The following is a 24,503-nucleotide window of genomic DNA, read 5'->3' as shown; positions in this document are numbered from 1 at the left end:
CGGACGGCGTTGGCGCGCAGCTCGGCGGTATGGAGCGCATCCCGAGATCCGACCTGACCTGGCGCAACTCCGCAGGTGAGATCATTCCGTTCGACCAGCTGACGTACGAGCACCTGACACCGGTGGTCGATCACTGGAACGAGACGGGTTGCCGTTCCGACCGGGCCGTGCGCAACGACTTCCACAACGACCCGGACAACATGGAACCCATGACGCGAAGCGAGAACTCACGCGGTGGTGCGCTCATGGACGCCACCTACCGCCAGGACGTCCACCCCAACCTCTGCTCATGCAGCCAGGGACCCACCCCGGCACAGGAGCCACCCCATGAACCCCGCATCCGTCCTGCCCGCCATGCCCGGCGCGGCGCCCGTCCCCGGCCTGGAATCGGCGTGGTGCTGGTCGCCGAACCCGATGTTCACCTTCACCGCCGCGCTCTCCACCGACGGAGAACACAACCTGCAGGTCAACGTGCGGGGCCCCTACGACGAGGGACTCGTCACGGCGCTGCTCGCCCACGCGAGGGCGCACGACGGCGAGTTCGTAGGACAGGGGCGGCCCCTGGTGGGGATCGGGGGCTTCCGGCATCCCGGGTCCGCGTTCGACACCGCGGGCGCGGCGACGGCCGAGGTGCACGGCTACCACGCCGCGGAGAACCCCGGGCTCTCGGCCGTCACCTACGCCGTCTTCCCCGCCTACGCCAGTGAGATCTCCGGCCGGGAGAGCGAGGAGGAGGCCTGGGGCCGGTTCCGCAAGATGCTCCAGCCGAACAAGCTGGACCGCGCCCCCGTGCCGTTCGTCAAGATGCGCTACGCCAACACCCGCACCGGCAGCGCGAGCAAGGGCGACGCCCGCGGCTTCGCCCCCCTGGCGACCCTCGTACGGGAACTGGGGCTGCTCGAGGACGCCTCCGGCGGTTTCGTCGAGTGGGAGAACCGGCACGGCGGCCTCTGGCGCGCGGACAGCACCGGCGACGGCATCCTGCTGACGCACGACGGCACGCGGGAAGCGGTGGACACCGGGCGACTGCAGGGCGTGGGCCGCAGCAGCGTGCGGTGAGCTTCTCCGGCTTGCCCCCTGATCGGGCGGTGGGTGGCGGTGGGGCGCCCTGCCGGGCCGCTACGCCTTGCGGGCCAGCCCGGCGGCGATGAGGTGTTCCCAGACGGTGAGCTCCCGTCGCGCGCCGCCGGCGCCCCACGGGTTGCCGCCGACCGGGTCGGGACGCCACAGGGGTGCGGGGACGATCCCGGGGTCGAGGATCTCCAGGCCGTCCAGCAGGGAGGCGATCTCCTCGTCGGTGCGCCACCGGCCGCGGCCGAAGGTCTGCTGGAGGACCCGCTCGGCCTCCGCTGTCTCCGGGTTGTCGCCGGACCGGAAGTGGCTGACGAAGAAGTGGCTCCCGGAGGGCACGTGGTCGCGCCAGTGGCGGACGATCCCGGCCGGGTCCTCCGCGTCGTTGACGTGGTGGAGGACGGCGCTGAGGACGACGGCGACGGGGCGGTCGAAGTCGATCAGTTCCAGGGTGTCCGGGTGGGTGCGGACGCCCTCGGGGTCGCGTACGTCGGCCCGGACGACCCGGGTCCGGTCGTTCTGCTCCAGCAGCGCACAGCCGTGGACCAGCACCTGGGGGTCGTTGTCGACGTACACGATCCGGGACTCCGGGGCGTGCCGCTGCGCGACCTGGTGGACGTTGTCGGCGGTCGGCAGGCCGCTGCCCAGGTCGATGAACTGCCGCACGCCGGTGGTCGTCACGATCTGCGTGATGGCCCGTGTCAGGGCCGCGCGGTTGGCGAAGGCGATGGCCACCGAGCCGGGGAGGTCCCGGAAGAACACGTCGCCGACCTGCCGGTCGACGGCGTAGTTGTCCTTGCCGCCGAGCAGGTAGTCGTAGACGCGGGCGATGCTGGGCCTGGTGGAGTCGATGGAGGGGCCTTCAACCGTCATGACGCCCATCCTCCCCCGCGACGCCGTCCGCCCACCGGCGTTCCGCGATCCCCGGGCGGACGGATCCCGAGGCCGCGCCGGCCCCGGCCCGCGACCGCGCGGGGAGGGTCGCCCCGACCGCCGGGTACGGTCCGGCTGCGCCGAGGGCGCCGTGGACATCGGGGAACCCGGAAGCGCGCCGGTTCGCCACTGACGGGGCGGGCGAGTGACGTCCGGTTCTCAGTCGTCCAGCTCGGCGCAGAGGGTGGTCACCTTCTTGTAGGCCGCCTTCGCTTCGGCGCCCTCCAGGTCGTAGGTCTGCAGGCGCATGTGGATGTCCTGGAAGGCCTCGCCCAGAGCTTTGTAGCGGTCGTCCAGTTCGGCCGCGGTCCGGGCCAGGGAGGCGGCAGCGACGGCGCGGTTGAAGTGGGACGAGGCGTCCTTCTCGTCGTTGTACAGCGCGCTGAACGCCGGAACACGCTGCCACGCCTGGCAGGCGCCCGCCGCGTCGGCCGCCGCGTTGTCGAGGCCGGTCCCGGAGGCCGCGCTGTCCGGCCCGGACCACAGGAGCCAGCCGACGCCTATGCCCGCACCGGCGGCGACGACGGCCGCCACCACCGGCGCGATCCACCGGGAGGGAGCGCGACGGCCGGTGGCGGGAGTCGGCGGCTGGGAGGAAGAGGGCGGTGGGGGAGCGGACGTAGTCATCGCAACGGCTTCCTTCGGTATACGGGCAGGCGATCCCGGCACGGGAACCGGCAGCAAGTGAACCACCCCCTTCACCGGCCGGGATGCCGGGTTCCATACCGAGTTGGCGAGGCGTCAGGCTCGTTCCGGGGCCGGCTCGCGAGCAGGATCAGGTCTGCTCCGATCCGGCTTCCCGGTCGTCGTGGGGGCGCGGACCTCGCCCGGCGGAGCAGGGAGCGGGGAAGGCTTCGGAGGCTGGGCCGTCATGGCACAAGGACAAGCAGCCGGCGGTTCGAGCGTGGTTGTCGGCGAGTCGAGTTCCACGACGGACGTGCATGTGTTCCCCGACTTCACGGCGCGTTGAGCCCGTCCGGTCGGCCAGGACGCAAGGCGTCGGGTTCGCCCGGTCATGGCGGACCCGACGCCTGGGCCGTCGCAGCCGTTACCGCCGGCGCGGCGCCCACCGGCCCGCCGGCACCGCGGACATCACTTCACCACGACGTGGTCCCCGGACGACTTCGACGGTCCGGTGGTGGTGTTCCCGTTGTAGAGCCAGCGCCACGTACCCGTCTTGGAGGCCTTCACGGTCGTCTTGAGGTCGCCCGAGCCGTTCGCGTACACCTTCTTCACCGTGGTGTAGGAGGTGGTGCCGGCGGGCTTGAACTGCAGCCTCACCAGGCGGCCTCCGTAGGAGCCGTACTTCCTGGTCTCCCAGTTGGCCCGGGTGACCTTTCCGGTCACGGTGATGGTCCTGCCCTTGGCCACGGGTTCGGGCGAGGCGTTGACGGTGAGGCGGGAGTTGCGCTTGACGTGGACCGTCAGCCCCTTGTCGTCGACGTCACCGCCGCCGCCCTTGAAGTACACCTCGGCCCCGACCTTCCAGGCCCCGGCCTCGCTGTTGTGCATGTCCCACACGCTCGGGTCGAAGTACATCGTCTCGTCGAAGTCGCAGACGCCCGACTTCACCTTGACGCAGTCGCTCGTCTCGATGGCGTGCCACAGCCGGTCGGCCCCCTTGCGGTACAGGAACACCGCCGGCCACTTCCACTTGCGCGTGGTCGTCATCCGGAAGGATGCGGGCACCGCGACCTCCCCCGACACCCCGATCACAATCGGCTTGCCGCCGTTCACCTGGACACGGGAGAACGAGACCCCACCCTCGGCCGCCCCGGCCGGCACCGCGGCCACGGCCGTGAACGCCGCCGCCGCACCACCGGCCACGACGACTCTCCAGACCTGCTTCCCCACTTGATCCCCAATCTGCGCGGAAAGGCGCCGGAGGCTCATCCCTCCGGCGCCTTGAAGACAGCCGGCATCCACACGGGGTTGTGCGCCCGCTGATCACGATGGGGCATCGGACAATTCCCGCCGGGTGCGCAGCTCGCGCACCACATCGTGGACCGGGGCGGCACGGTCGCAGGCCGCGGTGCGCCCGCTTCCGTTCCCTGTCCGGACGGCACTCGACCCGAGATCGGCCGACCGGCATGGATGTGATTGCCGTGAAGGCGGCGCCGGCCTCGTGCGGTGCTACTTTCCGCGACATGACCGATCACGCGCTACGGCTGCTGCGGCAGGACCACCACCTGGCCGAACTGGCCGCCTTCCCCTTCGACTTCGACCTGGACCGCGCCGCCCACGGCCATGTCGAGGAGGTCCGCCTCGCCTCGGGCGGGCCGCTGGAGACGGTGGCAGGGGACGACACCGGCGGCACGTACTTCGTGTGCGCGGACGGCTCGGTGCTCTACGCCGACTCGGAGGGCGCCGCGGGGACCATCGGCTCCAGCGTCGACGAGGCCCTGGAGCTCGTGATCGGCCTGCCCGGCTGGCGCGGCTACACACGTCTGTCGCCGGACGACGGCGAGGAAAGGATCCTGGCGTGCGTCGCGGAGACCGAGGACGAGATCCGCGAGCACTACGGAATCGACGAGGAGCGGGCCGAGCTCCGTGCGGCGCTGGGCTTCCCCGAACGCTCCCCGGTCGAGCCGGTGGGCGGACTGCGTGCCGCGCTGCTGCGCACCGAGCCGGACTTCGTGCTGCTCGACGCGGACGAGGGGTGCGCCTACGACCGGCTGGGCCCGGCCGGGTCCCCGCTGTGGGAGCCCGTGCTCGCGGCGGGCCGCGCCGATCTCGCCCGCCTGCGGCAGGGCGACCGCACGGCATGGCGTGAGGTCGCCGAGGACCCGGTCCGGCGCCGGGTCACCCTGCGGGCCGCGCAGTTCGACCGTGCCGAGGGCGACCCGGAGCTGCTGCGGCACCTGCTGCGGCACGAGACACGGTCCTCGACACGTCCCACGGTTGCGGGTCAGGAGCACTCTCCGCTTATTCGATCAGGCCGCGGACGCCCCACCTCGTGAAGCGTGAGGCTGGCCCAGCAGCCGGACGCCATCCGGTACGTCGATCCCGAACTCCTCGTCAAGGAGGCGTCGTGCCTCCCTCTCGTCGGTCAACTCCCGCTCCGTGACCGTGCCGTCGGCGCGGGTCTCGGTGAGGTGGCGGCCGTCGAGGAGCAGGTGGCGACCGGGGGTGAGGCGCTGGACGTAGGGACGGCGGCTGAACGGGGAGCGGGGGTGGGTGGCGATGTGCCAGTTGATGACCTCGAGGTCGGGCTGCTCGAAGGGCTCCACCGTGAAGGCGTACTGCGCCTCCCAGCCGCCCGCCCCGTCTGTTCCGGTCGTGCCGTACGCCTCCAGCACCCACATCTCCAGTGGGCCGTCATGCGGTGCGTGCACCAGCCGGTGCCGGCGGCCCGCGTCGTGGAACTCCGTGCCGGCCACCAGCGGCACCGGCTCCAGCAGGGCGCCGACCGTGCCGAATCCCACATCCGCGAGGTGGGGCCGCTGCTCGCCGGGGACCTCGACGAGCAGCGCCATGTGCGTGCGCGGGCGGCTTTCGAAGCGGTCGGTGCCGACCACGACCCGCGCGACCAGCAGGGTCACCCGGAAGCCCAGCGCTTCCAGGGCGTCCGCGAACAGCGTGTTGTGCTCGTAGCAGTAGCCCCCACGGCGACCATGCACGAGCTTGGCCGTCAGGTCGGCCGGGTCGAGGGAGGGGACCACACCCCGCACGGGGTCCAGGTTCTCGAACGGGACGGTCAGCGTGTGGGCCGTGTGGATGCCCCGCAGCGTCGCGAGGCCGGCCCGCCGCTCGCCCTCCCACCCGATCCGCTTCAGGTAGGCGTCGAGGTCGAATGACTTCGTCGGTGCGATCTCAGGCATACCTCCACGGTACGGACGCACCGTCCAGGCCTGCCTGCCCCTGCGGCCGGAACCGCCACCGGCCTTTGGTCCTAGTACTCGGGCCTTGACCCGGAATCTTGGACACGGGCTATGCGGCTTGGGCCAGGGTAGGGGGCTTCCACCCTGATCGTGGACACCGGTTGCCATGCGGCGACGGCCACTGCAGTTGATCTCTGTTCGAAGAGGATCCCGCCGGGCGGTTCCTTCCGGAGGTTCCCCCTTTTCACCGCCCCGGCAGCGTGCTGGTGGGCAGGGGGCATGGGGGGGGCAGTCGGAGGAAGCGCTGCTTCGGGCGCGACAGCGGAACGTGGTCGTTCAGGTCATGCCGGTCGGGTGCGCGGAACCTGGGCCACCCAGCAGGTGGTGACCGCCAACGAGCAGGTCATGCACCGCTGGCTCGCCCAGGGGACCCGGGCCCGCCTCACCATTGAGGCCGCCCGGCCCTCCCGGGAGGAGCCCGTGGGCCGGGTCCAGCTGGAGGGCGACCTACTGGCAGGGCGCGGGCCCGTCGACGTCCGCGCGGCGCGCGTGGTGCTGCGCCGCGAGCCGTCGCGCCCGCACGGTTTCGTCGTCCACACGTCCGTACCGTTCTACCTGTAGGGGCCGTCCGCACATGTCCATGAAGCCCTTCGAACACGACCGTCGGTACGGCGAGCTCGACCAGGTGATGCGCGCCTACCCGGGACAGCCGGCCGACGACACCCCGGAGCGGCGCAGCCGCGCGCTGGACGCGTACCTCCGCCACACCTGGCACACCCGTCCGTGGGCCGTCGCGGAGGCGGAGCGCCAGCTGCGCGAGTACAGCCGTACCCCCCGGCCGCATCCGGCAGCAGCTGGGCGAGTCCTACGCGATCCCGGACATCGGGATGCCCGAGTCCGGGATCGGCGGCTGGCTGCTGGTACTGGCCGGCCACCTGAGGAAGAGCATCGAGGAGGCGCCGTCCCGGAACCGTCGTCCCCGCAGACGCACTGGGAGTGGCATGCCCGCTTCCCGGAAACGGCGCGGTTATTGGGCGGCTGGATCTCGCAGGACATCGTCGACGAGTTCCCCGACCATGACGCCGCCGCCGTCGCCGACTACGCCGCCACCACCGACCCCCACCTGGTCGCACGCCTCGTGGGCGAACTCCACGAGCTGCTCGCCCTCCCCTTGGACGAAGCGGACTACGCCTTTGGCAGCCACGGAACTCGGCATGGAGGCCGGCCCGCCGGAGCCGTTCTCCCACGGAGCCTGGTTCCAGTCGGTGGCGACAACCCTGTCCGGCGTCTGATCCGGCCCGGGCTTCTCCGTACGGGGTACCGGCGGTCAGGTCCAGCCCGTGAGGTCCCCGACGAAGCCGGAAGTGGTCACCGCCGAGGAAACGGCCGGGCCCGCGGCGACGATCGCGGCCCACCAGCGCTGGCCCGTGCCCAGGTGCCGCACCAGATCGAACAACGTCCACTCGGGGCAGGACGGCACCGGCTCGTCGAGGCCGGGCGCGGCGGCGACCGCACTCCGGAACGCGGCCGACCGCTCGTCGACCAGTCGCAGCAGGGCGGAATACTCAAGACTCTCCGTCACATCGCCTACCTGTCACCCGGCTCATTCGATGGCACCCCATTTCCCGGACCGTCAGCCGCTGCGGGAGTCGCAGCGGCTGACACAATGAACTGCTGAGGCACTGGTCAAAGGCGTCCCTGCTCGCCGTTGGCGACGAGCCGTGTCAGGGATCGCTCCAGCAGCTCGAGGAACTGCCGCAGGTCATCAGCTACCACCGATGACGGGACGGAGCCGTTCGCTTGACGGACCGGGGCCCGGTGGACACGATCCGGTGGGCAGAGCCGGTAGACGGGACGGAACATGGCAGCGGACGAGCTCGACTGGGCGGGCGATCAGATGTGCGTCACCTTCACCCGGGGCCTGGACCCCGCCGAGGTGTTCACCCGTTACGGCGCCGACCCGGCCCGTTCCCGCCTGCTCGACGCGGACGCCGCGTCCGACCTGCCCACAGGCCAGTTCGCTGCCGGAGCGGTGTCGCTCCTGCGGTCCGGAAGGCTCGGCGACTGGACGTTCTGCGTCGAGGAGGACGGCGTCATCGGCTCATGGCCCGAACTCCTCGCCGCGTTGTCCCGCGGCACCGAGACCTACAGCGTCCTGTCCACCGAGGGCCTCGCCGTCTTCCAGCACTGGCGCGACGGCCAGTGCCTGGAGGACTTCGAACCCGGCCCGGAACAATCCCGGCCCGAACACTCCGGCCCTTGGTGGGACAGGGCCCGGGAAGCCCTGGCCGAGCACGAGGGCTCCGGAATCGCCCCCGTGGTCGCCCTCGTCCTCGACCACCTCGGCCTCACCCTGGACGACGCGACCCTGGCCACCCCCTGGCCCACCCTGACCGTCGCGGAGGACGACGCCCCGACCGCACCACGCGGCGACTCCTACGCGGGCGAGGGCCCGGTCCCACCGGGCGCCGTCGAGATCCTGTAGGCCCCGGGTCGTCCTCGCCGCCCCGTGCCCGTCAGGAGTCCGGGAACGGGTTTCGGTCTCCGGTACAGGCCACTCCCTCCAGCACCGTGATGCCGGTGATCGGCGGCCGGCCGTACAGGGCGAGGATCTCGCCGGCGAGGGCGATGCCCCGCAACGCGTTGTCCCGCTGCCGGTGGGCCTCGCGCCGCCCGGCCGCGACGGGCGGCACTTCGCCTTCGCCGGGCGGGACGTTCTTCGCCCCCTTACCGACCGTCAGCGCGACGAGGACCACGCTGACGGTGCGGGAGATTCCGCAACCCGTGCGGCCCACCTCGTCCACTCGGTCCGCTTCTTCGTCACTCCGGTTCCTCGGCCCGCAGGGTGCCGTCGCGCAGGGCCCTGTCCGTGGCCCGTCCGATGATCGCGGTCGCTCCCGCGTCCACGGCGCCTCCGACGATGCCTCCCAGGATCGGGATCCCCTTGGCGAGCGTGATCGCGGCGCGCTGGGTTCCGTACTTCGCGACGAGGTGGGTTCCGGCCTTCTTGTTGATCGCCCGGATCACCGTGATCGGGATCTTTTTGATCATCTGCTCGCCGAGCTTCTGGCCGACCTTCACGCCGAAGGACGCCAGGACGTTCTGCGCGCTCATCCCGATCGCGAGCATCATCGCGACGGTCCGCACGTGCGGATCGCCGATGTCCCATCCCCGGAGGTGTGCGATGGAACCGGCCATCCGTATGTTGATGGCGAGGGACGCGGCCACGTTCGCGGGGATCGTCACGCCTGCGGTGATCAGCCCTCCGAGACCGGTGACGAACCCCTGGGTCCCGGCTGCGGCCACGGACTCCTTGATGAGGCGGGAGACGACCGCGTCGATGTCGTCCTTCATGTCCTCGGGAGAACGGCGCTCCTCGTCGTCAGGTGCCCGGTAGGCGTCGCCCTGCCGACGTGAAAGACGGTCTTCGGCCCAGGTCACCGACCCCGTGACCGGTCCCACGCCGTTCACCATGACCTTCTCCGCGAGATCGGCGAGCCACCGCCCGGCCTTCTCGACCGCTCCCTCCTCAGGAGTCTTCCCGTCGTCAGGAGTCTTCTCGTCGGCCATCGCACACCCCTTCCGCGAGCGCCCCGGCGGGGGCGTCCCGCACTGCTGCGAGCAGGAGGAGGAGAAGTCCGGTCACCGGCACCCCGGCAAAGCCGCGGGCGGCTCCCGCGCGGACCCGGCTGGCGGGGATCCCGGCCGCGATCAGACGGTCCTTGGCCTTCTCGCAGGTCTTGTTGAACCGCGCGCAGACCCCGATCTCCCCGTACGCGGCGCCGCCCTCCACCCACGCGCGCACCTGCTCGACCAGGGCGTCGAGTTCGGCCTCCTCCGTCTGAGCCTCGTGGACGCGCGGCCCGGAGCCGTGCAGGGCGGAGCCGTACCCGACCAGGGTGTCGTGCCGTCCGCTGTCGGCCAGTTCGGCGTAGGGACGGCCGAGCAGGAGCCCCGTCGCCCAGCTCAGGATCTCCTGGGTGGAGCGGTAGTTCTTGCGCAGCTTGGTCGAACGGCCGGCGACGTTGATACCGAGGGACTTCAGCGACACCCGGTTGTCGTAGATCCGCTGGTGCGGGTCGCCCGCGACGAACAGGTCGTCGGGACGCCGCGGGGCGGCCGCGCGCAGCATCCGCCACTGGGCCGGATGGAGATCCTGGGCCTCGTCGACGACGACGTGCCGGTAGCACGGCCCCTGCTCGGTCAGCAGGTCGGTGGCCTCCACACAGGTGCCGAGGTAGGTGCGCAGCCCGTCCCCGTCCAGCCGCCCGGTGAACTCCTCCACGGTCCGCCACACCAGCGGCCGGGCGGAGGCCGGCAGCGCGCTGCCCCGGCCCCGGCGCTCGCAGCGCTCGTACGCCTCCCGGCCACGGATGTCCTGGGCGAGGACGACGTGCTTGTACTCCTGGGCGAGGAACTGCGGGGTGCCGGTGAAGCCGGTGGCCTCCGCGGCCTGCTCCCACCGGGCGGTCTCCTCGTACCCGGTGAGCGGCCGGCGCGAGGTGTTGACCACGCGTCCGGCGAAGGCGTCCACGGTCATGACGTCGACCCGGTCGCGCAGGTCCGGGTCGTCGACGAGCAGGCGGAGTCCTTCGGTGAGGGAGTCCACGAGGGCGTTGGTGAAGGTGGTGAGGAGGATGCGGTCGCCGTCGCGCAGGTGCCGCAGCAGGTGCCGCACCCGGTGGAGGGCGACGACGGACTTCCCGGTGCCGGGCCCGCCGGTCACCTGCGCGGGGCCGGAGTACGACGGGCGGTAGGCGACCTTGTGCTGGGCGGGGTGCAGGAAGATCCGCCAGGCGGTGAACGGCTTGTCGAGGATGTCGCGCAGTTCGTCGGCGTCCGTGACGGCTGCCGTCCGGGTTCCGCCGGTCACCCACCGCCGAGTTCCCGGCTGCCCGGAGGCGTCTTCGGACCGTCTGGTGGTTGGCCGGGGCCGCCGGCGGGAGAGTCGGTCGCGGTGCCGGTCGTGGCGCACGCGGCGGCGCGGAGGGATTCCCCGAGGGCTCACTGGACCAGTTCGATGTGGGGGTGGGAGGGGTCGGCCGGGCAGGCGTGGAGCTGGAGGTGGTAGCCGCCGACGATGTCGATCAGGGTGAAGTTGCCGTCCCGGGCGCCCAGGGGAGGCGGGGCCGGGTTCGCCGGTTCCTCCTCGGCGGTCCAGGACGCGCCGATGCCGTCCCATTCCGAGGAGGCGATGGTGAGGAGCGGGACCGCCTCGGTGCCGCACTCGGGGCAGGGGCGGTCGACGGGGTCGATGTCGCCCCAGCTGGTCCAGCCGCCGGTCTTCCAGCCGGGGGCGGTGGAGAGGCTACCCAGGTAGAGCTCGCCCAGATCGTCCATGCCGTACCGCGCGGGGTCGATCGTCCCCCAGCGGCTCTCGTCCTCCAGCTGGGTCCGGAGCTCCTCGTCCAGCTCTCCGGGGTGGGGGAAGTCGGTGACCTGCTCCGGGGAGAGCAGGCACGGCTCCGGGAGGTAGGAGCCGTCCTGGACGACCGGCGGCTCGGGCGGTGCGTCGAGGACGTCGGTGACGGTGGCGGAGGAGCGCCAGAAGAGCGCGGTCCTGGGGTGGGGGCGTTCCGCGTGGTCGAAGGGGCACCACAGGACCTGGAGGAGGTCCGCGTCGGCCGGGCGGGGGAAGGGGACGTCGCGGGCGTGGAGCTGGGCGACGGGCAGGAGGGGGATCGGGCCGTCGAACCACGGGCGGCCCGCCCCGATCCGCTCCCAGGTCGCCTGTTCCTCGGGGGTCCGCTGGGGTGCCTCGGGGTCGAGGCGCAGCCGCTCGGCCGCCGCGGCACGGACGCGGCGCAGGAGCCGGATGTCGTCCGGGGAGTGGACCGTCCGCGCCGCGTGCCGGTCGTGCGGCTCGTCGCAGTACGGCCACGGCTCGCCGGCGGGCCACAGCAGCGGTCCGCCGACGGAACTGTCGTGCACGGTCGGCGCTCCGGGTCGCGGGTGCAGCCGGGTCGCCGTGCGTGCCAGCGGAGCCAGTCGGGGAAAGAGCGCGGTCACGTCGACCGGCCGCGGCGGGGTGGTGAAGGTGGTGTTCACAGCGGTGATGCTGCCAGCAGCGTCTGACAACGGGTGCACCGATCCACGTCGGCCGGTACCACACGGCTTCCCGGGTCGGCGGTTCCTCGGCCGGAGCGAGGAAGTGCGGGCCGTGACGGCGGTGTTCGCCGCAGTGGTTCCGCCGGCCGGCCTTCCCGGTGCGGCACTGGGGCTCACGCGCTCACCGCACTGAGCGTTCCAGGTCCCGGGCCCGGGTGCGGACGACGAACCGGGCGGGCAGCAGGCGTCCGTCGGCCGGCTGCCGACCGGGCCGTACCGGTCACGCGCCGTCGGGTTCCCGGCGGAGCATGGCCAGGACCTCCGCGGCCTCGACGGCCACGTCGTGGTGCGGGCCGTGGACGAGCACGACGTCCTCGTACAGGGCCTCCAGGCAAGCCTGGGCCTCCTGTGGGTTGCCCTGGCCGATCAGCAGCACGCCGATGTCACGGCGCAGCTCCACGGCCGCGTCGCTGACGTCGCTCTCGACGGCCCGTTCCACCTCGAGGACGGCTCGGAGCTCCGCCAGCGCCTCGGTCACCTGGCCGAGTTCGCCGCGGCAGCGGGCGGCCTGGGCGCGGCAGTCGCGGGCGGCCTCGTCGGTCGGCCCGTTGATGCGGCCGTACGCCTCGGCCAGCGCCTCGAACTCGGGCAGGGCCGCCCGGTGGTCGCCCGCGAGCTGACGGCTGACCGCCCGGCGGCGCCGCAGCCGCAGGACGGCCTTGTTCTCGGTGCCCAGGGCCCGCGCCAGCGGCTCGATCATCTCGCCCGCGACCTCGGCGGCCTGCGTGTAGCGCTCCTCCTCCATGAGGGCGATGTAGTGCTCGTCGACCTCCCGCAACCGGGCCCGCAGCAGCTCCCGCTCGGGCGGCGAGACCACGTGCTCCGCGACCCGGCCGGGCGCCGCCGCGTCCGGGGCGGCACCGGGACGGCTCTCGACCCGGGCGCGGGGCGCGTAGGGGCGCCGGTAGAGCCCGGTCGGGTCCGGCGTCCCGGGCGGCCCGGCCTCCCCGAGGGCGGAGGACTCCCCGGGCGCGGGCAGGAAGGGCGTCAGCCGCTCGTACACCTCCTGCACGTCCACCGGCCGGCTCTCCGGGGTCTTGCGGAGCAGGTGCAGGACCAGCGCCTCCAGTTCCTCCGGCACGTCGGCGCGCAGGTGGCGCAGCGGGGTGGGCGCGGCGCGGACGTGCCGGTCCATCAGCTCGAAGTCGCTGCGCGCGCTGAACAGCGCCGTGCCGCAGAGGAGTTCGTGGAGCACACAGCCGAGGGCGTAGAGGTCGGTGCGCGGGGTGACCCTGGTCCCGCGCACCTGCTCGGGCGCCATGTACCGGTGCGTGCCGATGAGCCGGCCGGAGGCCGTCAGCCGGGTGACGTCGGTCTGCAGGATCGCCGCGACGCCGAAGTCGAGGACCTTCACCGTGCCGTCCCGCGCGACCAGGATGTTGGACGGCTTGAGGTCGCGGTGCACCACGGGCACGTCGTGCGCGTACGACAGCACGGTGGCGACCTGTGCGGCGACCGCCACCGCCCAGCTGACCGGGAGGGGCCGTTCCTCGTGCACGTACCGGGTGAGGGGGACGCCCTCCACCAGCTCCATGACGAGGAACAGGTGCGCGTGGCCGCTGTCGAGGACGGCGTCGTACACCTGCGGCACGCCCGGGTGCTGGATGCGGGCGGTGATCCGCGCCTCGCGGCGGAAGCGCCGCTCGAACTCCTCGGCCATCTGCGGCGTGGCGGCGACGGCCTGCGGCCGGATCCGCTTCACGGCGACGGGCCGGTCCAGCACCGCGTCGTAGCCCCGCCACACGTCGCCCATGCCACCGTGGCCGAGCCGCTCCAGCAGCTCGTAGCGGCCCGCGATCGGTCTGTCCGGCACCCCTGTCCCCGCCCCGCGTCCTCACCGGCGCTCGCCCGTTCCCCCGAGCCCCGTCGACCGCGGCCAGTTTCCCCGGAAAGGGATCACTGCGTCCAGCCGGGTCCTACGAGGGTGCGGCGGACGGGCCGGATCGCGCCACCGCATCCAGCGTGTCCACCGTGTGTTCGGCCCAGACCGTCTTGCCCGGGCCGTCCGGGCGCGGTGCGCAGCCCCAGCGGTCGGCCAGCGCCGCGACGAGCAGCAGACCGCGTCCGCCCTCGCCGTCGTCCGTCGCGGTGGCGGGGAGGCGGGGGAGGCTCTCGCCCCGGGTGTCGGTGACCTCGATCCGTACGGTGCGGGTGGCCGGGGTGGCGGTCAGGCGCAGGCGGAAGTCCCGGCCCGTCACGTGTCCGTGCCGCACGGCGTTGGCGCACAGCTCCGCGGCCACGAGCGTGAGGGCGTCGTGCGCGTCGCTGTCGTACGGGACGCCCCAGGCGTCGAGGCAGTGCTCGCACATGCGCCGGGCGAGGCGGGCGCCGCGCGGGGTGGAGCTGAAGCGCATCGTGAACCGGTGCACCGTGACGGGTGATTGTGTTGCGGTCATGCACTCACGGTGGCGTGATGTGGCATAGCGTGACCAGTGGTGACGCGCTGCTTCCGGGGGTTCGTACGGGGTGGGCGCGGGCGCTGTACGGGACGGTACGCGGGGAGAGGCGGCAGGGCGATGACCGAGGTGCGGGACGAGGAGACGGTACGGCAGCAGCGGCGGCCGGAGGACGAGCCCGGGACGGGCGTGGTGACCGCGTTCGGGCGGCAGTTGAAGCTGTTGCGGACGCGGGCGGGGCTGGAGCGGGCGGAGTTCGGGAAGCGGCTGGGGTACTCGGCGGACACGGTGGCTTCGATTGAGCAGGGGAGGCGGATTCCGCAGGCCTCGTTCATCGACAAGGCGGATGAAGTGCTGGGGGCGGGGGGTGTGCTCCGTGCGCTGAAGGAAGAGGTGGGGAAGGCCCAGTACCCGGCAATGTTCAGAGACATGGCTCGGATTGAGGCCAAAGCCACGGCCTTGAACCTGTACGCCATGTACGCCGTGCCTGGTCTGTTGCAGACCGAAGGCTACGCACGTGCGGTCTTCCACATGCAGCGGCCGTTGCTGGAAGATGACGTGATCGAGCAGCGGCTTGAGGCACGCATGGCACGTCAGGAGATCTTCCTCCGTCGCCCCGCACCCTTGATGAGCTTCGTGATCGAGGAAGCCGTGCTGCGCAGGCCGTTCGGCGGCGCGAAAGTCATGCGCGAGACACTGGAACACATCCTCGTTACGGGCCAGTCTAGGAACGTGGAGGTGCAGGTCATGCCGATCGAACGGGAAGACAACGGCGCGCTGGGCGGTCCCTTCTCGTTGATCGACACCGACAAGGGACAGCGGATCGCGTATGCGGAAGTACAGGATCACAGCAGCATCTACACCGACGCTGGATACGTGCGTACGTTGGAAGCACGCTATGGCATCCTCCGATCACAAGCCCTGACACCGAGCGAGTCAGCGGCGTTCATCAAGCAACTGATGGGAGAGACATGAGCGTGCAGCACAGCAAGGCGGCTGTGCCCGAGGCCGCATGGACCAAGAGCAGCTACAGCACGGGTAACGGTGGCGAATGCATCGAGGTCGCTGTTGCGCCTGGCGCCGTTCTTGTCAGGGACTCGAAGCAGCCCGCAGCGGCCAGGCTCGCGTTCGGCCGCGATGCATGGGACGGCTTCGTGCGGATGGCCGCCGAGCGTTGAACGGGCGGGCGTAAGACGAGCGGGCCCGGTGCGCACGTCGCATCGGGCCCGCTCGCCTTGTCAGAAGTCGTCCAGCCCTTCCTCGCGGCGGATCATCCGCCAGGCCGCGCGGCGGGCACTGCGGTCGAGGTTGGACTTGAAGTCCCGGTCCGTGCCGAAGTACCGCTTGCCGAGCGTGTCGATCGTGGAGACGTGGTCCATCATGTTCTCCTCGAACTTCTTGTCGAAGACGACGCCGAAGTTCTCCTCGTCGTTGACGAGGGCGGCGGCCCGGACCTTCGGGTCCTTCTTCGTCGCGTTGAAGGCCGGGATGACGTCCTCCTCGGTGAACTCCGTGCCGAACTTCGCGTTGAACTTCTCGATCAGGTCGGACAGCAGTGACTTCTCGGCGTCCTTGCCGCCGCCGACGCCGTCGCCGAAGCCCTTGAGCTCGGCGGGGCCGTCGGGCACGAGGGACTTGTCGTGCTCGCCGGTCTTCTCGACGCGCAGGTGACTGAGGTCGACCTCGCCTATGTCGACACCGCCGTCCGCGAGGCGGGGGAGCCGGTTGAGCAGGTAACGCCCGTACAGGTACAGGCGCTCCAGGTCGGCGTCCTGGTAGGGGACGATCTGTGCGAGGAAGCCGTACTTGCGGACGTAGTCGTTGAGGTTCGCCCGGAACTCCTCGGCGGCCTCGACGTCGTCCTCCTCCTCGCTCTCCAGGAGGACGCTGAAGCGGGTGACGGCGGGGGAGAGGAGCCGGTACAGCTCGGCGTGCAGCTTCTCCCACTTGGCCTGGGAACCGCCGGCCTTCTCCTGCGCCTCGAAGTACGCGGCGACGAACCCGTCCATGTCCTGCTCCGAGATGATCGGCGCGGACATGACCCGACTTTGGGCCGTGTAGAGGAGGTTCGGGTCGGAGGGCAGGGTGTGCGCCTCCTCGAAGTAGGGGCGGAACGCGTCCTGGATGTCCTCGGCGTCGTTGACGAAGTCCAGGACGGCCAGGTCGGCCTGCGACTTGCGGTCGGCGGTGCGGTTGAGGCGCGAGAGCGTCTGGACGGCGGCGATGCCGGTCAGCGTCTTGTTGACGTACATCGTCGTGAGGAGCGGCTGGTCGAAGCCGGTCTGGTACTTCTCGGCGACGACGAGGATCCGGTACTCCTGCTGCCCCTTGCCGCCGGCCTTCGCGGCCTTGTCGTCGGCGCGGGTGTAGCCGAACGCCTTGGGCAGCGCGCTCTCGGAGAGGCCGCCGTTCTCCTTGCTCTCGGTGGTCTCCTCGCCGTCGATGGTGAGGGAGCCGGAGAAGGCGACCAGGACGCCGAGGTCCGGGTACTTGGTGTCGTACTCGCGGTCCTTGATGTAACTCCGGATGGCGCGGGCCATCTGCACGGCGGAGTGGCGGGACCCCGTGACCACCATGGCCTTGGCTCGTCCGCCGAGCCGGCCGCGGGTGTGGGCGACGAAGTGCTCGACGATCACCTGGGCGTGCTGGGACACCGTGTGCTCGTGCATGAGCGCGAACCGGGCGAGCAGGCTGTTCGCCTTCGAGGGGTCGACCTCCTTCTCGTCGTGGTTGAGGTTCGCGAGCTTCCAGTAGGTGTTGTAGGTGACGTAGTTGCGCAGCGGGTCGAGGATGAAGCCCTCCTCGATGGCCTGGCGCATGGAGTAGGTGTGGAAGGGGCGGTAGACGGTCTTGCCGTTCTCGACGCCTTCCGTGCCGAAGAGTTCGAGGGTCTTGGACTTGGGGGTGGCCGTGAAGGCGAAGTAGGAGAGGTTGGCGGCCTGGGAGCGCTCGACCGCCTTCGCCTTCAGCTTGTCGTCGACGGTGACGGTGGTCGCACCCTCGTCGTCCGAGTCGGCGTCCAGGCCGAGGTCGCGCAGGGCCGACTTCACGGCGGTGGCGGCGTCGCCGGACTGGGAGGAGTGCGCCTCGTCGACGATGATCGCGAAGCGGGTGCCCTTGATCTCGGTCGGGTTGCCCTTGATGTAGTTCAGCAGCGCCGGGAAGGAGTGCAGGGTGACTGTGACGATCTTGCCGGTGTCCCGGGAGAGGGCACGGGCGAGCTGCTCGCTCTTCGCCCCGTGCTTCTCGTCGATCTTCACGACCAGGCCGTCGGTCTGCGAGAAGCTGCCGACGGTCGCCGAGAGCTGGGCGTCCAGCGCACGGCGGTCGGTGATGACGATGACCTTGTCGAAGACGGGCTCGCCCGGCTTGATACGGCCATCGGCGAGGGCGTCGGGTCGCAGGACGGCGGGATCGCGGCGGGCGTGCAGGTCGCTGAGGCGGTGGGCCAGCCAACCGATGGTGTTCGACTTGCCGGAGCCGGCGGAGGCCATGATCAGGTAGTTCTGGCCTGCACCGTGCACGGAGGCGTGCGCGGTGAGCTTCCGGACCACGTCCCACTGGTGGAAGCGGGGGAAGATCGTCGACTTGGTGGTGCCGCCGCCGGGCGTCTTGTGCTTCTGCTGGTGTACGAAGCGCTGGAGGAGGTCGAGCCAGTTGTCCCGCTGCCAGACCTGTTCCCAGAGGTAGGAAGTGGAGTACTTCCCGTGGGCGGTGGGCGCCGGGTTGCCGGCCCCGCCGGGCTGGCCGGCACCGTTCGAGCCGGTGTTGAACGGCAGGAAGCGGGTGCTCTTGCCGCGCAGTTGGGTGGTGACGAAGACCAGGTCCGGGTCGACCGCGAAGTTGGCGATCACGCGACGCGTGAAGATCAGCTCGGTCGGGTCCCGGTCGGTCCGGTACTGCTCCTTGGCCTGCTCGACGCCCTGACCGGTGAGCGGGTTCTTCAGCTCGGCTGTCGCGACGGGGATGCCGTTGAGGAACAGGGTCAGGTCGAGCCGGTGACCCCAGTCGGCCTGCTTGGTGGCGTAGGGCAGCTCGCGGACGACGGTGAGGCGGTTGGCCCGGTAACCGTCGAGGACGGAGTCGGCGGAGATGAGGTTGGGCTTGAAGTAGGCGACGCGGAGACGGACCCCGCGGTCCTTCACGCCGTTGCGGAGGACGTGGAGCAGCCCGTCGTCGGCGATGGCCCGGTCGAGGCGCTGAGCGAAGCCGCGCTGGGCTTCGTTGGGGTTGCCGCCGTAGACGGTGAGAAGTTCGTCCCACTCGTCGGGCTGTGTCGCGCCGATGAAGGTGAACAGCTCGTTGGTGTCCAGGCCGAGGTCGGCTTGGTAGTCCTCGGGGGTCACCTCCCGCCAGCCGCGCTCGCAGAGGGCGGCGACGATGGCGGAACCGAAGGACGACTCGTCGTGCACGGGGCTCATGCGGAGACTCCTTCGGTTACGTTGCGACCGCTGGCGTTTGAGACGTCGAACTGGCCGGTTACCGCTGCGGTGATGAGGGCTTGACGCCGTTCGCTGAGCAGGGCGAGCTGACGACTCAACAGTCGTTGAACCTCAGCATCCCGAGTTGCTGCCTTATCGAGCTCAGCAACCAGACGAGCCTGCGTTGGTACCTCGGGGAAGGGGAATCTTTGGGGCCGCAACTGCTCACGCGTAAGGTGTGTCATTGTCGCTGTATTCCCCTGGGTCTGGAATACTCGCATGCGCTCAGCCGTGACCAAGCAATAGTAGAGCCAACGTGGGAGCTCTCTACCACGCGCTCTGATACGGTGGAGCGCCTTCTGGTAGTAGATCTCCGGAATCTCGCCGTTCCATACAGCCGCACGCCCCGGCCAACTGCCGCCCTCATTTACAAGCAGGTCGCCTGGCTGCAGGCGATATCGGATCTGTTCTTCGGGCGGGAAATTCATCATCGCTAGATCAGTGACGTCGATTTGGTCCCATTGTACATTCGCAACCCGAAGGTACGGGCGAAGGTAATCACCCTGTGCTCGCTCCTGGTTCAGCATTTTGCCGAGCTCTACCTCGAAGTAGTGCGAAACGGCACCAACTCGCCAGTGAGCAGGAACGGTGCCGAGCCAATCCAGCCCGCTATTCTTGCGTTCTCCCTCTTCGTGTATGCCTCGCACTGCATCGTAGACCCGGCGAAACGCAGCTTCCTCGATCAGCTTCTGCTGTCGAATGCGCCGCTCACGGATCTGGTCGATGCGGGTGGTCTCGGCGTCGAGGAAGTCGGCGATACGGCGTTGCTCGTGCAAGGGGGGCAGAAGCACCGGCAACTGCCTGAAATCATCGAAAGGCAGGTCCCACTGGTTGGGGCGAATTCCTTTAGATGCCGCCCGGTAAAGATGGATGTAGGGCTCGGAGCGTAGCAAGTGGTGTGCGTACAGTGCGTCGATGTCGGGTGACATCTCGCACACGAAGTAGGCCGGACTGACAATCCCTTCATGCTGGGACACACCGAGGGAGCCTTGCCAGGTCTTCATCTTATTCAGCACAAGGTCTCCGGGACGTACATACCGGTACGCGGCGAGGTCTTCGCTCGGCTTGTTGAAATTATCCTCACGGCTCTTCCGAGGAATAACCCCGTGATCGCGGTAAACTGAGAGGAGTTCTGCCTCTGGCCGTCCGGTGATGTCATGGCGCCGCACGATTGTCCACATAGGGCGCCGCTCCCAGTGGGGCGGTGCCGAGTTCAAGACGTCGAAATCTAGGCGGAACGCATTACTCATTCCGTCACCTCACTCAAGAGTCCCTGGATCTCCGCCTCCAGTGCCTTCAACTCCGCGTCGATCTCCGTCAATGGTCGCGGCGGCTCGTACACGTAGAAGTGTCGCGTGAACGGGATCTCATGCCCGATCTTTGACTTGCTGTGGTCGATCCACGCGTCCGGTACATGCGGGTGGACCTCGCGCACCAGGTACTCCTCGACGTCTTCACCCAGCGGAACGTTCTCGTAGTCCCGCAGCTCCGTATCCGGCTCCGGCTCGCCCTTGATGAGCTGGACCTCGCCTTTCGGGTCTCGCACGCCGACGATCTCACGCAGCGCCTTGTTGAATGGTGCTCCCGTCGGCCATGTCCCGCCGGCCTGCACCACCGCGTCCTTCAATGCAAGCCAAGCCTCCTGCTTCGTACCCCAGCTCGTACCGACCAGAGACTTGCACGCATCCGCCAGCGCCGAAGCTTGCGGCAGCTTCTGGATCGCCTTGGACGCCTCAAGCGCTGCCAGCGTCTCCTCCGTCACTTCGAACCGCAGCTTCAGTGGGCGTTCCACCGTGATCCGCTGGTAGCCGAAGTCCTCGTTTGCGAAGACTTTCACCATGCCGTGCAGCGGGTGCTCCGTATCGCCCACCACGGCCAGCGCCTCGCCGTACAGCTTGACGATCTCCGCGATGTGTTCCTTGCCCAGTTCTTTGCGCTTGTCGCCCAGTGACTTCCTCATCTTCTGCCACTGGTCGCGGGCGTCCAGCAGGACGACCTTGCCCTTGTGATCCGGGCTCTTGCGGTTGGTCAGGATCCAGAAGTACGTCGAGATGCCGGTGTTGTAGAAGAGTTGGTCCGGCAGGGCGACGATGCCCTCCAGCCAGTCGTTCTCCAGGATCCAGCGACGGATCTCCGACTCACCCGAGCCGGCCGCGCCGGTGAACAGCGGCGAGCCGTTGAAGACGATCGCCAGGCGCGAGCCGCCCCCACCGTCCACGTCGACCGGCTTCATCTTGTCGATCATGTGCTGGAGGAACAGCAGTGAACCGTCGTTGATGCGCGGCAGCCCCGCGCCGAAGCGGCCGGCCTCGCCGAGCTCCTTGTGCTCGGCCTCGACAGCGTCCTTGACCTTCTTCCACTCCACGCCGAACGGCGGGTTGGCCAGCATGTAGTCGAAGGTCTTGCGCTTGTGGCCGTCGTCGGAGAAGGAGTTGCCGAAGGCGATGTTCTCCGGGTCCTGGCCCTTGATCATGAGGTCGGACCGGCAGATCGCCCACGACTCCGGGTTGAGCTCCTGCCCGTACACCTCCACCGTGGCGTCCTCGTTGAACTCGGTGATGAGGTCGTCCATCGCGGAGAGCATGCCGCCCGTGCCGCAGGCCGGGTCGAGGACCGTGCGCACCACGCCCGGAAGCTGGAGCGCGTCGCCGTCCGGGGCGACGAGCAGCCGCACCATGAGCTGGATGACCTCGCGCGGCGTGAAGTGCTCACCGGCCGTCTCGTTGGACTGCTCGGAGAAGCGGCGGATCAGCTCCTCGAAGATGTAGCCCATGTTGTGGTTGGGCACGACCTCGGGGCGCAGGTCCAGGTCGGTGAACTTGCCGATGACCTGGTAGAGCAGCCCCGCACCGTCCAGCCGCTTGATCTGCTGGGCGAATTCGAAGCGGTCCAGCACGCCGCGGGCGTTGTCGGAGAACGCCCCGACGTACACCGCGAGGTTCTTCGCCGCGTTCTGCGGGTCCGCCGCGATCTTCTTCAGGGTGAGCGTGGACGTGTTGTAGAAGGCGTGTCCGGAGGCCTTGCGGAGGAACTTGTCCGCGACGATGTCCTGGCCCTCGAACTTCGTCACGGTCTCCGCGACCTTCTCGCGGGTCGGTTCCAGCACGCACTCCAGTCGCCGCAGCACCGTGAACGGCAGGATGACCTTGCCGTAGTCGGACTGCTTGTAGTCCCCCCGCAGGAGGTCGGCGACGGACCACGCGTGGTTCGCCAACTCCGTGTGCTTGCTGCTGTTCAAGACTTCTTCCGTTTCCCTTCCGGGGCCGGTACGGATGACTGTGTGCGCGGAGGGAGGGAGGGGTGGTTCGTTCCTCATCCGTCCGCATCAAGAGTGGGGGTGGCTCCGGAACCTAGGTCGGCTCCGGCACCAACTGACCGCCCGTGAGCCCCCCGCTCACGAGCCGTGCCGTCTCCTCGGCCAGGTCCCGCGCGCGCTGCGCCTGTTCGCGCAGTACCTCCACGTGCCGGAAGGCCTCGCCGTACCGGCGCTGCTCCGCCAGCGGAAGCAGCGGTACGCGCAGCCGCCCCGGGGTGAGGTGGAGCGTCGAGCTGCCGGTCGAGGCACCGGCCAGGTTGGCCTCGGAGCTGAGGAAGCCGAAGAGGAACCAGGGGTCCAGCCGCGCCGGGTCCGGCCGGAACAGGTGGACGCCGGCTCCCAACAGGGCGCCGGCCTCCGCCTCGCCCGCGACCCGGGCCACGGGACCGGTGCCGCCGACCAGGTTGCGGACCAGGACATCACCCTTGGCGATCTCGGGCATCTGCTCGGCCTGCACGTCCAGGACCTGTCCTGTCGGCCCGGTCCTCCGGGCGATGTCGCCGCCCGTCAGAACGGGCGGACGTTCCCCGCCGTCGGCGCCAGCCTCCGCAGTCTCCGCTTCGGCGGCCATCGCCCGCGGCGGGACCGGAACCGCACGCAGCACCTTCAGCGCCCCGCCCCGCGCCAGGTCCGCCACCGTGGCCGTGCGCCACTCGCGGGCCGAAGCCCCCGCGGCGTCCCACGACGCCGTGCCGGCCAGCCCGGCCACCGTCCGCACCGCCGCCGCCAGCCCCTCGCGGGCCGCCGCGGCCTCGCGGGCCAGTTCCCGCGGGTCGACGTCCGCCTGCGAAGCGCGCACCTGCCGGGCCGGGGTCACGTCGACGACCTCGTCGAGCAGGTCGACCACGCTCACCGCCCGCGCCACGCCGGCCCGCGCCTCGAACCCGTCCGGGTCCCCGGCGTACGCCGTCCACGCGGAGACGATCTGCTCCGTCACCCGCGCCCAGTCCACCGAAGCCGAACGGGTACCGCCGCGCCCCGGAGCCGAGGGCTCGCCCGCCGTGTCGACGAAGAGCACCGTCTGGTACGCCGGCCGGGTCGGCTCCGGGCGTTGCAGCACCCACACCTGCAGGCCGATGTGGAGCGGGATCGCCGCCCCCGGCGGCAGGGCCGCCACCGCCCGCAGCGCGCCGCTGCGGATCAGCTCGGCGCGGATGCGGCGGCCGGAGGAGCGGGACGCCGTGGCCGGCGGGAGGAGCAGCACGGCGTGGCCGCCCGGTTCGAGGTGGGCCAGTGCGTGCTGGACCCAGGCCAGTTCGGACTCGGCGCGGGGCGGGAAACCGTACGCCCAGCGCGAGTCGTAGGCCAGTTCGTCGTGGCCCCAGTCCCGGTCGCCGTAGGGCGGGTTGCACAGCACGGCGTCGACGGTGAGGTCCGGGAAGGCGTCGGCGCGCAGGCTGTCGCCCGTGCGCACGGTGACGTCCGCACCGTCCCCGGCCGTCAGGGTCAGGCCGACCGCGGTGCGCCGTGCCTGGACGGGGACGCTGTCCTGCCCGTACAGCTCGCGCGCGCCGCGCCCTGCTGCGGCCGTGAGCAGGGTGCCGCTGCCGCAGGCGGGGTCGAGAACGCGGGCCGGGGAGCCCGGGAGCAGGCGGGCCAGCAGGTCGGCGAGCGGGGCCGGGGTGCGGTAGGCGCCGCTGGCGGCGCTGTCCTCCAGCTCCCGCTCCGCCAGGACGCCCAGCGCCGTCTGCGCGCCCTCGTCGCGGACGCAGAGCAGCAGGGCGCGCAGGACCGCGGTGTCGGCGTCGGTGAACCGGACGGGTTCCGTGTCCGGTACCACGTCCGCGACGTCGGCCGCCGCGTCGTTCGCCTGCTTCACCAGGTCGGCGTCGGGCAGCGCGAGCAGACCGGTGAGGTCGTCGGCGGGGCGGCGGGCCGCCGCCAGGACCAGCACGAGCAGATCGGACGCGCCGGCTCCGGCCCGCTCGCGGAGGCGCAGGGTGGTGCGCAGCTCCCCGCTGGGCGTGGCCGCCGTGTGCTGTCCGCGCGAGGCGAGCCAGGCGCGGACCTCCTCCAGGTCGTACAGCGGGCTGCTGTCCGTGCCGCCCGAGGGCGTGGGGAAGTCGTCGTGCCGGCGTCGCCAGTTGCTGACGGTGGCGCGCGTGACGCCCGCGATGCGGGAGATCTCGGCGGCTGTCACCTGGGCGGACGGCGGGGGTGGCTGCGGCATGGAGGAGTCCTGGCTTCGATGGTCGGCGTGGTCACACCCTACAGCACGCGTCAACTCCTGCAAGCTGTTGGACAACGCTTTCATGCGCGTGCTTACATGTAGTCGCTTCCGCTGGTGAGCGACTCTCCCCGGCGTGAAGCGTCACTTTTCTTGCCACAGCCATGTCCTTGAGCGCCCGACCCCCCTCGTTCTGCCCCACCCCCCTTC

General features: G+C 70.4%; 19 protein-coding genes and 3 pseudogenes. 7 read left to right on the top strand and 15 right to left on the bottom strand.

Going from position 1 to position 24,503, the window contains the following annotated elements:
* Positions 1-327: 327 nt before the first annotated feature.
* Positions 328-1,059, top strand: a complete 732-nt coding sequence (locus ACIA6T_RS19260; RefSeq protein ID WP_399447672.1) for a hypothetical protein — start codon at positions 328-330, stop codon at positions 1,057-1,059.
* A gap of 60 nt (positions 1,060-1,119) precedes the next feature.
* Here ACIA6T_RS19260 and ACIA6T_RS19255 read toward each other — a convergent pair whose 3' ends face one another.
* The 3 genes from ACIA6T_RS19255 to ACIA6T_RS19245 form a co-directional block, all read right to left on the bottom strand.
* Positions 1,120-1,953: an SAM-dependent methyltransferase gene (locus ACIA6T_RS19255; RefSeq protein ID WP_399447671.1), complete on the bottom strand. Its 834-nt coding sequence runs from the start codon at positions 1,951-1,953 to the stop codon at positions 1,120-1,122.
* A 210-nt stretch (positions 1,954-2,163) separates the two neighbouring features.
* Positions 2,164-2,631, bottom strand: coding sequence for a hypothetical protein (locus tag ACIA6T_RS19250; protein WP_399447670.1), 468 nt, complete (start codon positions 2,629-2,631; stop codon positions 2,164-2,166).
* Positions 2,632-3,096: 465 nt separating this feature from the next.
* Entirely contained in the window at positions 3,097-3,858 is a 762-nt protein-coding gene (locus tag ACIA6T_RS19245) for a hypothetical protein (protein WP_399447669.1), read from the bottom strand.
* Positions 3,859-4,151: 293 nt separating this feature from the next.
* Between ACIA6T_RS19245 and ACIA6T_RS19240 the strand changes: the two genes are divergently transcribed.
* Positions 4,152-4,964, top strand: coding sequence for a hypothetical protein (locus ACIA6T_RS19240; RefSeq protein WP_399447668.1), 813 nt, complete (start codon positions 4,152-4,154; stop codon positions 4,962-4,964).
* Here ACIA6T_RS19240 and ACIA6T_RS19235 read toward each other — a convergent pair.
* A complete protein-coding gene (locus tag ACIA6T_RS19235; protein ID WP_399447667.1) occupies positions 4,938-5,825 on the bottom strand; it encodes an arylamine N-acetyltransferase in 888 nt (295 codons plus the stop codon). The two genes, ACIA6T_RS19240 and ACIA6T_RS19235, sit on opposite strands and share 27 nt — an antisense overlap.
* A gap of 405 nt (positions 5,826-6,230) precedes the next feature.
* On the opposite strand from ACIA6T_RS19235, the gene ACIA6T_RS19230 reads away from it, so the two are divergent.
* The gene (locus ACIA6T_RS19230; RefSeq protein ID WP_399447715.1) at positions 6,231-6,446 is read left to right on the top strand and encodes a hypothetical protein; all 216 of its coding nucleotides are present in this window, start codon (positions 6,231-6,233) and stop codon (positions 6,444-6,446) included.
* A 13-nt stretch (positions 6,447-6,459) separates the two neighbouring features.
* Positions 6,460-7,117: pseudogene (locus tag ACIA6T_RS19225) on the top strand (contact-dependent growth inhibition system immunity protein).
* Positions 7,118-7,182: 65 nt separating this feature from the next.
* Here ACIA6T_RS19225 and ACIA6T_RS19220 read toward each other — a convergent pair.
* Positions 7,183-7,407: pseudogene (locus ACIA6T_RS19220) on the bottom strand (maleylpyruvate isomerase N-terminal domain-containing protein); the annotation flags it as partial.
* 279 nt (positions 7,408-7,686) lie between these two features.
* Here ACIA6T_RS19220 and ACIA6T_RS19215 point away from each other — a divergent pair.
* Positions 7,687-8,310, top strand: coding sequence for a DUF6461 domain-containing protein (locus ACIA6T_RS19215; protein WP_399447666.1), 624 nt, complete (start codon positions 7,687-7,689; stop codon positions 8,308-8,310).
* A 31-nt stretch (positions 8,311-8,341) separates the two neighbouring features.
* Here ACIA6T_RS19215 and ACIA6T_RS19210 read toward each other — a convergent pair whose 3' ends face one another.
* From ACIA6T_RS19210 to ACIA6T_RS19185, 6 genes and pseudogenes are all read right to left on the bottom strand, one after another.
* Positions 8,342-8,629: a hypothetical protein gene (locus ACIA6T_RS19210; protein ID WP_399447665.1), complete on the bottom strand. Its 288-nt coding sequence runs from the start codon at positions 8,627-8,629 to the stop codon at positions 8,342-8,344.
* Between the two features lie 16 nt (positions 8,630-8,645).
* Positions 8,646-9,395, bottom strand: a complete 750-nt coding sequence (locus tag ACIA6T_RS19205) for an EcsC family protein (protein WP_399447663.1) — start codon at positions 9,393-9,395, stop codon at positions 8,646-8,648.
* A gap of 91 nt (positions 9,396-9,486) precedes the next feature.
* Positions 9,487-10,686, bottom strand: a pseudogene (locus ACIA6T_RS19200) (UvrD-helicase domain-containing protein); the annotation flags it as partial.
* Between the two features lie 143 nt (positions 10,687-10,829).
* The gene (locus tag ACIA6T_RS19195; RefSeq protein WP_399447662.1) at positions 10,830-11,873 is read right to left on the bottom strand and encodes a hypothetical protein; all 1,044 of its coding nucleotides are present in this window, start codon (positions 11,871-11,873) and stop codon (positions 10,830-10,832) included.
* 280 nt (positions 11,874-12,153) lie between these two features.
* Positions 12,154-13,746, bottom strand: coding sequence for a protein kinase (locus ACIA6T_RS19190; RefSeq protein ID WP_399447661.1), 1,593 nt, complete (start codon positions 13,744-13,746; stop codon positions 12,154-12,156).
* Between the two features lie 103 nt (positions 13,747-13,849).
* The gene (locus ACIA6T_RS19185; protein WP_399447660.1) at positions 13,850-14,329 is read right to left on the bottom strand and encodes an ATP-binding protein; all 480 of its coding nucleotides are present in this window, start codon (positions 14,327-14,329) and stop codon (positions 13,850-13,852) included.
* 120 nt (positions 14,330-14,449) lie between these two features.
* Here ACIA6T_RS19185 and ACIA6T_RS19180 point away from each other — a divergent pair, with 120 nt between their 5' ends.
* On the top strand, positions 14,450-15,304 hold the full coding sequence (locus tag ACIA6T_RS19180; protein WP_390817105.1) for a helix-turn-helix domain-containing protein: 855 nt from the start codon (positions 14,450-14,452) through the stop codon (positions 15,302-15,304).
* Positions 15,301-15,507, top strand: coding sequence for a DUF397 domain-containing protein (locus ACIA6T_RS19175; RefSeq protein ID WP_399447659.1), 207 nt, complete (start codon positions 15,301-15,303; stop codon positions 15,505-15,507). Before ACIA6T_RS19180 ends, ACIA6T_RS19175 begins: the two co-directional genes overlap by 4 nt.
* A 60-nt stretch (positions 15,508-15,567) precedes the next feature.
* Here the strand turns inward: ACIA6T_RS19175 and ACIA6T_RS19170 are convergent, their stop codons facing one another.
* The 4 genes from ACIA6T_RS19170 to ACIA6T_RS19155 form a co-directional block, all read right to left on the bottom strand.
* Entirely contained in the window at positions 15,568-18,750 is a 3,183-nt protein-coding gene (locus tag ACIA6T_RS19170) for a type I restriction endonuclease subunit R (protein ID WP_399447658.1), read from the bottom strand.
* A complete protein-coding gene (locus tag ACIA6T_RS19165) occupies positions 18,747-19,991 on the bottom strand; it encodes a hypothetical protein (RefSeq protein ID WP_399447657.1) in 1,245 nt (414 codons plus the stop codon). Before ACIA6T_RS19165 ends, ACIA6T_RS19170 begins: the two co-directional genes overlap by 4 nt.
* A 65-nt stretch (positions 19,992-20,056) precedes the next feature.
* On the bottom strand, positions 20,057-22,048 hold the full coding sequence (locus ACIA6T_RS19160; protein ID WP_399447656.1) for an N-6 DNA methylase: 1,992 nt from the start codon (positions 22,046-22,048) through the stop codon (positions 20,057-20,059).
* 112 nt (positions 22,049-22,160) lie between these two features.
* Positions 22,161-24,296, bottom strand: a complete 2,136-nt coding sequence (locus ACIA6T_RS19155; protein WP_399447655.1) for an N-6 DNA methylase — start codon at positions 24,294-24,296, stop codon at positions 22,161-22,163.
* Positions 24,297-24,503 lie beyond the last annotated feature (207 nt).

It is taken from the genome of Streptomyces sp. NPDC051740, from assembly GCF_044453165.1.
GTDB classification, from domain to species: domain Bacteria; phylum Actinomycetota; class Actinomycetes; order Streptomycetales; family Streptomycetaceae; genus Streptomyces; species Streptomyces atrovirens.
The sequence above is the reverse complement of the archived record's forward strand: the minus strand, read 5'-3'. Positions and strand labels throughout refer to the sequence as shown.